A 12413-nucleotide genomic window follows, 5' to 3' on the forward strand; every position below is an offset into this window, starting at 1 on the left:
GCCGCCCCCCCCGGGGCGCCCGTCCGCCGGGTTCCTCTCATCCCGACCGGAGCACCTGACGATGCGCATAAGAATCGTTCTCTCGGCCACCCTGACCGCACTCGGTCTCATGTTCCTGATCCCCGCTGCCGCACATGCCCACGGCGACACCCTGAAGGTGCTGGTGACCGGGGAGCGCGCCGGCCACGTCACCGCCGACATCACGTGGGAGAACGACGGGGACGCCGTCGACGAGACCGTCGCCGCCACCGTGAACGCGGTGAGCGTCGACGGTTCCCGCACGATGGGCCCCTGGCGCCTGGTCCGCGACCCCGCGGCGGCGCCCGCCGGCTGGACCACGGCCGAGACCCTGCCGCCCGGTTCGTGGAAGGTCACGATCGAGGTGGGCTTCCCCGCTCTCGGCAAGGGTGAGCTCGAAGTCGGTGTGCCCGTGGTGGACCCCGCTCCGTCCACCGCTCCGTCCACCGGAGCGACTCCGGCCGTCTCGGCCCCGACTCCCGACGCCGCCGCATCGGCCTCCGCGGACGCGTCGTCGCCGGCTCCCTCCGGGACCCAGGCCTCGTCCGGCGCCCGCGGGGACGCCGTCTGGTGGACCACGGCGGGTGTGGCGGTGACCGCGCTGGCCGGAGCCGGCGTGGGCCTGCTGCTGCGGAGGCGCCGGATGCGGGGCGCCTGCCGGACGTCGTAGCCGCTCGTCCGCCGGCCGGGCCGGGGGCGGCGCCCCCTCCGGCCGCGCCGAGCGGGGTCCGGAGCCGTGGGGTCGGGGCGGGGCCGGCCCCGGACGCAGGTCCGCCCGCGTCAGTCGGCCGCCCGGCGCTTGCCCCGCTGGCGGCGGTCGTACGGCAGGAGCCGCGGCCGGCGTCTGGCGGCCACGTCCTCGACCCAGCCGAACGCCAGCACCAGCAGTCCCATCAGCGGGATGGCCACCAGCAGCGTGAACCACTGGCTGGCCAGCAGCCACTGGAAGTTCGCGTAGACGAAGGGGACGCTCCAGAGCGGGTCGATCAGCGGCACGGCGGCCACCAGGGCCACCTGGTGCCAGAGGTAGACGCTGACGGCGCGTGCGTTGAGCAGGCCGACCAGGCCGTTCCAGCGTTCCAGCGGCCGGGGCCATCGGTCCCAGGACGGACTGACGTGGAGGAGGATCGCGACGAAGCCGAAGGACCACAGCGCCTGGGCGATCGGCCAAGCCTCGATGTCGGTGGCCACGGTCGGGTCGACCGGCCGGGTCTGCAGGTACCAGAAGCCGGCCACCATGATCAGCGGTGCCACCGACGGAAGCACGTACTGCGGGATCTTCCTGAGCAGCCCCTCCTGGTGGGCCATGCCGAGGATCCAGCAGGCGCCGAAGGTGGCGAAGTCGTTGGCGTTCTCCCAGACCCGGCCGTAGACGAGGTCCCGGTCGAGGAGGAACACGTTCATGACGATCACCATCGCCAGGGGCGCGGACAGCGTCGCCACCGGGAAACGTCGCAGACCCCGCAGCAGCAGCGGCGAGAGCAGGACGTACCAGAGGTAGGCCCGGAGGTACCACAGCGGGACGGTGATCTGCGCCGCCCAGGTGTGCTCCACGAAGGAGAACCCGGACAGCTCGTCCGCGTACGGCGGGGTGCTCAGCGGCAGGATCCAGAACGCCATCTTGGACCACCACCAGGTGGGGTGGCCCTCGGAGTGCGGGCCCCAGCCGGCGTAGACCTGCAGGGTGATCAGGACCGCGCCGAAGAGCCACATCGGCGGCAGCAGCCGGCGCAGTCGGCCGCGGATCACGCCGAGCGCGGGACGGCTGAGCGAACGGGCCATCAGCAGTCCGGCCAGGGCGAACATCACGCCCATCGACGGGAAGACCAGCGGCAGCCAGAACCAGCCGAAGTTGTGGTAGAGCACCACGCGGGCCAGTGCCAGCGCGCGAAGCAGGTCGAAGTAGCGGTCACGGCCGCCCGTGCGCCCGGACGGCTCCGACGCCTGCGGGTCCGGCTCCGGCTCCGCCTCGGTGCGCAGAGCGGGGGGAACCCTCAGCTGGACGGTGTCCCGGAAACGTCCGAGGTCGATGGATGCGGTCACGTTCAGGCCTCCACCGGCACGGCGACCTCGCCGGTACGCCGGAGCTTCTGCCAGCGCAGTCGGCCACCGGTCATCGCGGTGATCGCGGACTGCAACAGGACGATGTACATCAGCTGCCGGTAGACCAGCTGCTGGATGGGCAGGCTGATCAGGTGCCAGGGCTTCTCGCGGTCGAGGCGGAAGGCGTACCAGGACAGCACCGCCTGGAGCAGAATGAAGCCGCCCCAGCTGGTGAGGGTGATCGGGGCGTCGCCGAACAGCACGCCGTACAGCAGGAACAGGTCGACCAGTGGCGCCAGCAGCGGGGCGATCACGCCGAACAGCACGACGAGCGGCAACCCGACGCGACCGAAGCGGCCGGCCGGACCGCGTGCGGTCACGGCGCGGCGGTGCTTCCACATCGCCTGCATGCTGCCGTAGCTCCAGCGGTACCGCTGGGACCAGAGCTGCTGGAGGCTTGCGGGCGCCTCGGTCCAGGCACGGGCGTTCTCGGCGTAGACGATCCGCCAGCCTTCGCAGAGCACTGCCATGGTGATGTCGGTGTCCTCGGCGAGGGTGTCGTCGCTCATTCCGCCGACCTGCCGCAGGGCCTCCTTGCGGAAGGCTCCGACCGCGCCCGGAATGGTCGGGATGACGCCCAGCATGTCGTACATCCGGCGGTCCAGGTTGTGGCCGAGGACGTACTCGATGTGCTGCCAGGCGCCGATGAGGCTCTCGCGGTTGCCGACCTTGGCGTTGCCCGCGACGGCGCCGATCGCCGGGTCCCCGAAGGGCTGGACCAGCTCGCGCACGGTGGACGGCTCGAAGACGGTGTCGCCGTCCATCATCACGATGATGTCGTGCGAGGCCGCCGCGATACCGGTGTTGAGCGCGCTGGACTTGCCGCCGTTGACCTGGCGGATCAGCCGGACGAACGGCAGGTCCATCTCCTCCACGATGTCCGCCGTGCCGTCCGTGGAACCGTCGTCGACGACGATCACCTCGATCGGGTGGTCACTGGCGGCCAGGGACTGGAGGGTGTTGGCTATGCACTCGCGCTCGTTGTAGGCGGGCACCAGCACGGTGACCGGTTCGGTGACGGGCGGTCCCCACGCGTCCCCGCGTCGGGAGCGGCGGGCGTGGATCGGCGCGAGGACGAGCATCAGCGCGAACCGCCCGAAGTTGAGGAAGCCGACGACGGCCAGCAGCCCGACGAGCACCGGCAGGGTGAGCACGGCGGCCTGGGTGGCCCAGATGAATCCCTTGCCCGCCCACAGCTGGAATCCGTCCACCGGCACGGTCGCGCTGGAGGCGCCGAGCGCCTCGGAGATGGTGGTGAAGCGGTAGCCCTGGGCCTGCAGCCTGTCGATGATCTGCACGAGCGCGGTGAGGGTCTGGCTGCGGTCGCCACCCGCGTCGTGCAACAGGATCAGTGCGCCCGCACCGGGCTTGGCCGGCATGGCCGCCTTGACGATCGCGTCCACGCCGGGGCGCTTCCAGTCGTCGGTGTCGCGGTCGATGAACGCGGTGAGGTAGCCGCGCGCACCCACGTACTTGATCACCGGATAGTTCCAGTCGTCCATCGCGGTGGCGTCGGAGGAGTACGGCGGGCGGAACAGCGCGCTGTGGACGCCCGCGACGCCGGCCAGCGCCAGCTGCGTCTGCGCCAGCTCCCAGCTGATCCGGGCGCGGGACTGGTACACCAGGTCGGGGTGGGTGAAGGTGTGCACGCCGAGTTCGTGGCCGCCCGCGACGATCTGCCGGATCAGCTCCGGGTTGCGGGTGGTCATCGCCCCGGTCACGAAGAAGTCCGCACGGATGTCGCGGGCCGCGAGCACCTCCAGGATCTTCGGCGTCCACTCCGGGGAGGGACCGTCGTCGAAGCTCAGCACCGCGGTGCGGTCAGGGATGCGGTAGCTGACGGGCTGCTCGTTCTTGGCACCGCGCGCGTCGATGACCGGACCGCCCTTGAGCAGGTTCTCCGGCACGGTCGTCTTGTCGACGGAGATGGCGATACGGGAGTCGTGGAACGCCTCGTTCGTGGCGAGGCCGCGCAGGACCAGGAGGGCCAGCAGGCACGCCAGGAGGGACAGCGGCATGAAGAAGCGCAGTGGCGGCGCGGCCAGTCGGCGCGGCCTGAGCAGGGACTGCCGGCGGCGCTGGTGGCGGGACAATGACGCTCCTGGAGACAGTGGTGAGAGTGATCAGGGGTGAGGGCGCTCGGAGGTGAGCGTGGTCGGGGGTGAGCGTGGTCGGGGGTGAGCGTGGTCGGGGGTGAGCGTGATCAGGGCTGCTCGGCCGGATGGCCCGAGGACTTCGCCACGCCCGGCGTGGGAACCGCGGGCTTCGTCGCGGGGACCGCCGGCTTCGTCGGGGCGGCCGCGGACTTCGAGGGGGCGGCCGCGGACTTCGAGGGCGTCGCCGCGGGCTCCGTCGCGACGGCGGAGGTCTTCGCCCTGGGAGTCGCGGACCGCGTGACCGCGCGGGGTGAGGACGGCACGGCCGCCCCGGGGGACGCGGTCGTGCTGGACGACGGGGCCGGCACCGGAGACGGAGACAGCGACGGCCGCACGGGTATGCCCATCGCCGGGGCGTCCGCCTGCATGCCGATCAGGCTGCTGCTCATCGCGACCGCCAGAATGGCGCCGATCACGGAGACCGGCCAGCCGAAGCCCCGCAGCAGACGGCCGCGCAGACCGGACTGGTCGACGAACACCGGTGCGGGGGAGGGTTCCCCGGAAGCAGAATCGGACATTTCGGATTCTGCCTGGCGTGGCGATCCGTTGTGGACGGGCGTGATGACTGGGCGCACCTTGCGAGGCCTTTCAGTGCAGGGTACGTAGACCGTGGGGATCGCAGGCCGAACGCTAGTGCACCAAACCAGGGCGACTTGAGCTGAATGTCCGGATTGAAACGATCTACCCGGGGGTCGTGATCAGATCGAAACGGAATATGTAATACCGGTTAGTAGGTTCGGCCAGCCCGCGCCCGAGCCTTGGCCAGTGCCTGGTCAGCCCGAGTCGCTCCCCCGGAACGGGGAGCGCCAGGGCTCCGCCAGCCGTTCCGGAGCCGACCCGGCGGTCACTGCGGCCGTCACCGCGTGCCTAGGATGACGCCCGCACCGGATCACCAGCCGATCCCCCGCAGGGGGCGGGGCCGTGTGCCGCCTCTACCCTTCCAAGGAGCCCTGTGTGAGCCAGCCCCGCCGCACCCGCCGTTCCCGCGTGTGGACCGCGCTCACGCTGCCTGCCCTGCTGTGCGTACTCGCCGCGTGCTCCGGCGGCCCCGCCGACGATGCCTCCGCGCCCGCCCCCAGCGCCTCGCCCACCCCGTCCGGCCCGCCGGGAACCCTGTTCGACAGCTTCCACTACAGCGGCCCCGACGACCCGGCGCTCGCCGCCCACGGCTGGGAGGTCCGCACCGGCGGCGGCGGTCCGGGGATCAAGGGCACCTGGGCCAAGGACGGCGCCGGTTTCCCCTCCGACGAGACCGCCCAGGGCGGCAGGGTCCTGCGGCTGCAGTCCTCCACCGACGGCACCGCGCAGGGCACCCGGCAGGTCGAGATACAGGGCACCGGCAAGAACCTCTTCACGGGGACTTTCGCCGCCCGGGTCCACTTCAGCGACGAGCCCACGAGCGGCCGCAACGGCGACCACATCGTCCAGACCTTCTTCCCGATCTCCCCCTCGGACTCCTCGGAGCACTACAGCGAACTGGACTTCGAGTACCTGCCGAACGGCGGCTGGGGTACGACGGGGCCCCGCCTCGACAACGTCAGCTGGTACAAGGCCGATCCGCCGGACCGGGTCAGCCACACGCTCAAGCAGCGCGTCGGGGGCTGGCACATCCTCATGATCACCGCGGTCAACGGATCGGTCACCTACTCCCTGGACGGCAAGGAGCTGTTCACCAGCTCCGGCAAGTACGTCCCGCGCGAGAAGATGGACATCCACTTCAGCAACTGGTTCATCGACCTGCCCTTCGCCGGCGGTCCCCGCACGTGGGACCTGAAGGTCAACTGGGTCTACTACAAGGCCGACGAGGCGGTGTCCCAGGCCGACGTCCAGAAGACGGTGGACGGCTTCTACAGTGCGGGCACCGACTACGTGAACACCGTGCCGAAGGCCTGACCTCCGTCCGAGGGCGGGCGCAGGGCCCTTCTCACCACGCCGCGGGCGCCGGGTCCGCGGGGTCGTCGAGGAGCTCGGGCCCGTTGTTGCGCACGTTGTTGACCGCCGTCGACACCGCCCGGACGTCCAGTCGGCCGCCCCCGGGCGCGGCGAGCAGGGCATGCAGTTCCTGCGCGTCCTGGTGGGACGGGTCGAGCCAGGCCTCGTAGTCGGCCGGGGCGAGCGAGAGCGGCATACGGGGGTGGACGCGGCCGGCCCCGTCGGTCGCCTCGGTGGTGATGATCGTGCAGGTCGCCCACCATGCCGCCGGATCGTCCTCGTCGGCGACGCCGGGATCGCGCCAGAACTCGTAGAGCCCGGCCATCGCCATCACGGCGCCGTCCTCGGGCCGGATGAAGTACGGCTGCTTGTGGGCCTTCACGCCGGCCGCCGCGGGGACGGCCCGCCACTCGTAGAACCCGTCCGCCGGGAGCAGGCAGCGGCGCTTGGCGAAGGCGCGCCGGTACGCGGGCCTCTCGTGCACCGTCTCGACCCGAGCGTTGATCATCTTCGCGCCGCCGGACGGGGTCTTGGACCACGACGGCACCAACCCCCACCGCAGGGGCCGCAGCCTGCGCTCCAGCACACCGGTCTCCCGGTCCGCGCGCTCCAGCACCGCCCAGACGGCGTCGGTGGGGGCGACGTTCCAGCTGGGTTCCAGCTCCTGCCCGGGGTCCGGGGGCCTCGCCCGGAAGAGACCGGAGAGGTCCTCGGGGCCCCGGGTGGAGACGTATCGGCCGCACATGTCTCCACCCTGCCACCTGCGCACGGCTTCGGCCGGGCGCGCCGCGAACCCGCACCACTCGATCGTGGCAGTTGGCCGGGCTCGCGGCGACGCACCCCCGGGGCCCGGCGAGGATGGCGCGGCGGCTGCCTCGGGCGCATCCCGTCCGAGGGCTCTGCGGGACGTTCCGGGTGGTCGGAGCGCAGGAACCGGCAGAACGGCGGCAGGGGTGGCGGCGCTTCGCCCCGGGCACCGCCGGTGCGGCCGGCCACCCCACGGGAAGGCCGGAGCGCGCGCTTTCTCCATACGGTCCCTGCGGTGCGTGCAAGGATGTCGGCCGTGACCGGATCGTCCTCCTCCCCCATCGCCGAGGGCACGCCCCGCGCCTGCGGACCGGGTCCCCGTACAGCGGCCGCGCTGGTGTTCGGAGCCTCGGCGTCGGTCCTGGTGGTGGAGATCGTCGCGCTGCGCCTGCTGGCTCCCTACCTCGGCCTCACCCTCGAAACCAGCACGCTGGTGATCGGCATCGCCCTCACCGCGATCGCCGCCGGCTCCTGGCTGGGCGGGCGCATCGCCGACCAGGTCGATCCGCGCCGGCTCATCGGCCCCTCGCTCGGAGTGTCGGGAGCCGCCGTGGCGCTCACCCCGGCGGTGCTGCGCACCACCGCGGAGTGGGCACCGGCGCTGCTCCTGCTGATCGCGTCCCTGACCATCCTCGTGCCGGGCGCGCTGCTCTCCGCGGTCACGCCGATCGTGACCAAGCTGCACCTGACCAGCCTCGCCGAGACGGGAACGGTCGTCGGCCGGCTCTCCGGCGTGGGCACCGCCGGCTCCATCGCCGGCACGGTCCTGACCGGCTTCGTCCTCATCGCGCGGCTGCCCGTCAGCGCCATCCTGATCGGACTCGGAACACTCCTGGTGACCGCTTCGGCGCTGGTGGAGGGGCGATCGCGCGGGTGGACCGGAGCCCCTGCCCTCATCCTCGCGCTCCTCGCAGGCGGCCTCGGCACCGCCGTCGCACCCGGCGGCTGCGACATGGAGACCAGGTACCACTGTGCGCGGGTCGTCGCGGATCCCGAGCGGGGCAGCGGCCGCACCCTCGTGTTGGACGGCGTACGACACTCCTACGTGGACGTCGACGACCCGACCCACCTCCGGTTCGCGTACGTGCGCGCCATCGCGTCGGTGGTCGATGCCGCCTTTCCCGCGGGTGAGCCGCTGACCGCCCACCACCTGGGCGGCGGAGGACTCACCTTCCCCCGCTACCTCGCGGCCACGCGGCCCGGGACGCGCAGCCTCGTGTCCGAGATCGACGGCGGGGTCGTGCGCATCGACCGCGACCGGCTCGGGCTCGGGAAGGGGCCGGGACGGGACATCGGCGTACGCGTGGAGGACGGCCGGATCGGTCTGCGGCGACTGGACACCGGCAGTCGCGACCTCGTCGTCGGTGACGCCTTCGGGGGCGTGAGCGTGCCGTGGCACCTCACGACGCTGGAAGCGATGGCCGACGTACGGCGGGTGCTCGGCGAGGACGGCCTCTACGTCGCCAACCTCATCGACCACGGCGCTCTGGCCTTCGCCCGAGCCGAAGTGGCCACCCTCGGCGAGACCTTCGCACACGTCGCGCTCGTCGGCGAGCCCTCGGACATCGGCCTCGACCCGACCGCCGCCCCCAAAGGGGGCAACCTGGTCGTCCTCGCGTCCGACCGACCGGTCGACCTCGGCGCGGCCCAGAAGGCGCTGGACGCCCGGCAGAGCGGCTGGAAGATCGTCAGCGGTGCCGAACTCGCCTCCTGGACCGGGGGCGCCCGACCACTCACCGACGACTACGCGCCCGTCGACCAGCTCCTCCAGCCCTACGGCCCACCGAGCGGCCGGTGACGGGCAGCGGCCCACGCCCCGAGGCCGGTGACGGGCGAGGACCACGCCCCCGGGTCGTGGCGCTCGCGGAGCAGCACCGGACGCCGCGCCGGCACGGCGACGCCGGGGCGTCCGGCGCGGCCCGAGCGCATCCATCCCGTCACCCTGCGGGGCAATCCGGCGAACCGCCCACCGCCGCCACCAGGCCGGGCGCTGCGGGGCGCGCGGCGCACATCGTCCCCTGAGCCGCGCGGCGGGCCCGGGAAGTGCCCCGCCAGCTGCGCGAACACCGCAGAGGGCACCGGTATCCGAACGAACTGTCCGTAAAACGACCGCCCGTTGGCGGCCCTCCTTCGAACCTGCCAGGCTCGTCCCCGGTTGAGCACCGGACCAGAGGTGCCGAACCGTCATCGACCTGGATTCGAAGGGGAAATCTGTCATGCGCCGCCGCATCATCGCCACATCCGCACTCAGCCTTCTCTGCGTTGCAGGCACCACGGGGCTCGCCGAGGCCCAACCCGCGGGCGGGCACGGCCCGTCCGCGATGGTCTTCACCATCGCCCATGCCTCTGGAACGCCCGCGGACACGGACGGGGCCGTGCGCGCGGCCACCCTCAGCTGCGCCTACGCCGCCGAGGGCACCCACCCCGACCCGAGGGCCGCGTGCGACGCCCTCAACGCCACCGGTGGCGAGCTCAACCGCCTGCTGGCGGATCCGAACACCTCGCGGGCCTGCCCCCTGTACTTCGACCCGGTCACGGTCACCGCGGACGGTGTGCTGCACGGCAGGCGCGTGGCCTGGGAGCACACCTTCTCCAACACGTGCATCATGTCCACCACCCTGAACGGAAACCCGGTGTACGCCTTCTGAGCCCGTGCCCCGGCCCCTGTTCGCCCGGCGCTGCCCCGCCGCGCTCCCGGGGCCCGGGGCCGCGCCGCCCTCCGCCCGAACGAGGGCATGACCTGCGGCTCCCCCGCCCGGCAGGCGATACCGGGGGCCTTTGTGCATGCTGGGTAGGACCGGGCCCGGAGTCGACCGACGAGCAGGACGCGGGCGGACCGGACGGCGAAAGCCGACTCAGGGCCGGAGCCGCCCACTCCGCCAGGCCGCGCCGGGCGCGCCACCAGCCCGCGCTCAGTTCCACGCCCCGACCCCGCGAGCCGCACGAGGACATCCCATGGGCAGAGCCATGCTCCGGCAGATCGTCGACTACTCCAACCGCGCCGACCCTTACCCGCTGTACGAGGAACTACGCAAGACACCGGTGTTCCACGACGAGGACGGGCCGTACCTCGTGAGCACCTACCACGAGATACACGGCCTGCTGCACGACCCACGCATCAGTTCCGACCCCCACAACCTGACCATGCCGTCGAGCGATCCGCTGACGCAGGACGAAGGGGACGAGGCGGCCCTGCCTCCGGTCTTCCTCAAGCTCGACCCCCCGGACCACGACCGGCTGCGGCGCATCACCAACCGTCCCTTCGGGCCCCCGCACTCCCCGCACAAGGTCCACGACATGCGCGGTGAGCTCGACGGCATCGTCGGCGGCCTCATCGACGGCATCGCCGCCTCCGGGAACCCAGACCGGATCGACCTGGTCGAAGACTTCTCCTACCCGTTCCCCGTGACGGTGATCTGCCGGCTGCTCGGCATACCGCACGAGGACGAGTCGCGCTTCCACGTCTGGGCCGACACCATCGCCGCCAGCCTCGACCCCGCACCCGGCGCGGACCCCGCCGAACGCCGCAGTGAGGCGTCCGCCGCCCAGCTGGAACTCGGCATGTACCTGGGCGGGCTGATCGAGGAGCGCCGCACACACCCGGGCGAGGACATGCTGTCCCAGCTGGCGGCCATCGACGAGGAACCGGACGGTTCCCTGAGCACGCTGGAGATCGTCAGTACCGCGGCGCTGCTGCTGATCGCCGGTCACGAGACCACGGTCAACCTGATCACGAACGGGATGCTGACCCTGCTGCGTCACCCGGACGTGCTGCAGCGGCTGCGCGAGGACCCCGCCCTGTCCGTCCCGATCGTGGAGGAGCTGCTGCGGTACGAACCGCCCGTGCACATGTTGCCGCGGCGCAGTACGCTCGCCGACATCGAGGTCGCGGGGGTCACCATTCCCAAAGGCGCCACGGTTTCCCTCGTCCTGGCGTCCGGCAACCGCGACCCGAAGCGATTCGAGAACCCCGACCGCTTCGACCCCGACCGCGAGGACATCCAGCACTTGGGTCTCGGCAGCGGCATCCACAGCTGCTTCGGCGCCCCGCTGGCCCGACTGGAGGCCCAGCTGGCGCTGAGCGAGCTGGCCCGGCGCCTGGACAACCCCCGGCTGCTGGAGGACCCGCCCCCATACCGCCGCAACGCGGTGCTGCGCGGCCCCCGACACCTGCCCATCGCCTGCGACGGTATCCGCACCCCCTGACATCACCCGTCCGGGTGCCCCGGCGGGCGCAGGCAGTGCCCGAGCCCCGTCCCGCCCGCCCGCCCGCCCGTCGTACCTCACGCGTCTCCGCAGCCGTGGCGGTGCAGCGCGTACAGGGCGGCAGCGGTGACCGCCCCCGCGGTCAGGAAACCGCCGCGCGAGCGCCAGGCGAGCACCGACCAGCGGGACCGCGCGGACAGTACCGAGCCCAGGCTGAGCCAGGACCCGGCCGAGAGCAGCGAGAGGGAGGATCCGGCGGACGCCGCGGAGAGGGCGGAGCCCACGGAGCCGACGGACAGCACCGAGCCGACCGATCCGATCGACAGGACCGAGCCGACGGACCCGATCGACAGGACCGAATCCCTGGACCAGAGGGAGAGGCCGGAGCTGCCACTCCGGCACCGCGACCGGGCGCCCGCCGACCCGTGCCCCGTGGCCGCTGTGATCTGCACGCTTTCGATGGTCATGGGGTTCGTCCTGTCACTCGCACGGCCGTCCGTGGCCGCTAATCATCGGAAGGAAGCAGGTCCCGCGCCCTGCGCTCCATCAGTACCGGCAGGTAGGTGCGCACCCGCGCGTACTTGAGCTCCTCGTACGCGGTCTGTACCGAGCTCTGCACCAGGCCTGCGTCGACCTGCGGGTGCGCCTTCATCAGCCGCTCGGCGACGGCGCGGATGGTGAGTGCGTCCTCTGAATCCGCGGTCACACGCCTCAGCCTCCCGATGGATCCCCTCACCTCATCTTCGCGGAGCGTCCTCCGGCCGGGAAGTCGATCACCGGCCGTCCTGTGCCCCGTCCGTGCGGTGGCGGGCCGCCTCGATATGGCCGAGGTAGCGGTGGGTCCACGCGCACAGGGAGTCGATCGTCACCCGCAGGGCCTGACCCGGTTCGGTGAGCACGTACTCCACCCGTGGCGGCACCACCGGGTACACCGTCCGCTCGATCAGACCGTTGCGCTCCAGCATGCGCAGGTTCTGGGTGAGCATCTTGTGGCTGATGCCCTCGACGTCGTCGCGCAGTTCGCTGAAGCGCAGGGTCCGCTCCCCCAGGGCCTCGATGATCAGGAGCGCCCACTTGTTGGCGACGTCCGAGAAGATCTCCCGCGCCAGGGAGTCCGCGCGCCGCAGGTCCGCTTCGTCCGGCGAGCCGCTGAACTGCTTGGTCACCATGAGGTTCCCCCGTCACTGAAAA

At 71.9% G+C, this 12413-nt stretch carries 12 protein-coding genes; 5 read left to right on the forward strand and 7 right to left on the reverse strand.

The window, feature by feature from the left end; translation table 11 throughout:
- Positions 1 to 61 precede the first annotated feature (61 nt).
- Positions 62 to 688: a hypothetical protein gene (locus ACFW2G_RS00005; protein WP_384585288.1), complete on the forward strand. Its 627-nt coding sequence runs from the start codon at positions 62 to 64 to the stop codon at positions 686 to 688.
- Positions 689 to 798: 110 nt separating this feature from the next.
- Here the strand turns inward: ACFW2G_RS00005 and ACFW2G_RS00010 are convergent, their stop codons facing one another.
- The 3 genes from ACFW2G_RS00010 to ACFW2G_RS00020 all read right to left on the reverse strand — a co-directional run bounded on the left by ACFW2G_RS00010 (position 799) and on the right by ACFW2G_RS00020 (position 4795).
- A complete protein-coding gene (locus ACFW2G_RS00010; RefSeq protein WP_236647652.1) occupies positions 799 to 2061 on the reverse strand; it encodes an acyltransferase in 1263 nt (420 codons plus the stop codon).
- A gap of 2 nt (positions 2062 to 2063) precedes the next feature.
- Positions 2064 to 4151 carry a bifunctional polysaccharide deacetylase/glycosyltransferase family 2 protein gene (locus tag ACFW2G_RS00015; protein ID WP_384449003.1) on the reverse strand — a complete coding sequence of 696 codons (2088 nt, stop codon included), beginning with the start codon at positions 4149 to 4151 and terminating at the stop codon, positions 2064 to 2066.
- A gap of 173 nt (positions 4152 to 4324) precedes the next feature.
- Positions 4325 to 4795 carry a hypothetical protein gene (locus ACFW2G_RS00020; protein ID WP_384448894.1) on the reverse strand — a complete coding sequence of 157 codons (471 nt, stop codon included), beginning with the start codon at positions 4793 to 4795 and terminating at the stop codon, positions 4325 to 4327.
- 436 nt (positions 4796 to 5231) lie between these two features.
- Here ACFW2G_RS00020 and ACFW2G_RS00025 point away from each other — a divergent pair, with 436 nt between their 5' ends.
- On the forward strand, positions 5232 to 6170 hold the full coding sequence (locus ACFW2G_RS00025; RefSeq protein WP_052030682.1) for a glycoside hydrolase family 16 protein: 939 nt from the start codon (positions 5232 to 5234) through the stop codon (positions 6168 to 6170).
- 31 nt (positions 6171 to 6201) lie between these two features.
- Here ACFW2G_RS00025 and ACFW2G_RS00030 read toward each other — a convergent pair whose 3' ends face one another.
- Entirely contained in the window at positions 6202 to 6954 is a 753-nt protein-coding gene (locus ACFW2G_RS00030; RefSeq protein WP_384448891.1) for an SOS response-associated peptidase, read from the reverse strand.
- Positions 6955 to 7272: 318 nt separating this feature from the next.
- Here ACFW2G_RS00030 and ACFW2G_RS00035 point away from each other — a divergent pair, with 318 nt between their 5' ends.
- The 3 genes from ACFW2G_RS00035 to ACFW2G_RS00045 all read left to right on the forward strand — a co-directional run bounded on the left by ACFW2G_RS00035 (position 7273) and on the right by ACFW2G_RS00045 (position 11222).
- Positions 7273 to 8814, forward strand: a complete 1542-nt coding sequence (locus tag ACFW2G_RS00035) for a fused MFS/spermidine synthase (protein ID WP_384585285.1) — start codon at positions 7273 to 7275, stop codon at positions 8812 to 8814.
- A 418-nt stretch (positions 8815 to 9232) separates the two neighbouring features.
- Positions 9233 to 9664 (forward strand): subtilase-type protease inhibitor, encoded by a 432-nt coding sequence (locus tag ACFW2G_RS00040; RefSeq protein WP_384448884.1) that lies wholly within the window; start codon positions 9233 to 9235, stop codon positions 9662 to 9664.
- A gap of 307 nt (positions 9665 to 9971) precedes the next feature.
- Positions 9972 to 11222 carry a cytochrome P450 gene (locus ACFW2G_RS00045; protein WP_384585282.1) on the forward strand — a complete coding sequence of 417 codons (1251 nt, stop codon included), beginning with the start codon at positions 9972 to 9974 and terminating at the stop codon, positions 11220 to 11222.
- 77 nt (positions 11223 to 11299) lie between these two features.
- Here ACFW2G_RS00045 and ACFW2G_RS00050 read toward each other — a convergent pair whose 3' ends face one another.
- From ACFW2G_RS00050 to ACFW2G_RS00060, 3 genes are all read right to left on the reverse strand, one after another.
- Positions 11300 to 11689 (reverse strand): hypothetical protein, encoded by a 390-nt coding sequence (locus ACFW2G_RS00050; RefSeq protein WP_384585279.1) that lies wholly within the window; start codon positions 11687 to 11689, stop codon positions 11300 to 11302.
- Between the two features lie 38 nt (positions 11690 to 11727).
- Complete coding sequence (locus tag ACFW2G_RS00055) at positions 11728 to 11928, reverse strand: three-helix bundle dimerization domain-containing protein (RefSeq protein WP_384448874.1); 201 nt, start codon at positions 11926 to 11928, stop codon at positions 11728 to 11730.
- Between the two features lie 67 nt (positions 11929 to 11995).
- Positions 11996 to 12391, reverse strand: coding sequence for a helix-turn-helix domain-containing protein (locus tag ACFW2G_RS00060; protein ID WP_037922321.1), 396 nt, complete (start codon positions 12389 to 12391; stop codon positions 11996 to 11998).
- Positions 12392 to 12413: the final 22 nt, after the last annotated feature.

Source organism: Streptomyces sp. NPDC058880, assembly GCF_042742535.1.
In the GTDB taxonomy this organism is placed as follows: Bacteria; Actinomycetota; Actinomycetes; order Streptomycetales; family Streptomycetaceae; genus Streptomyces.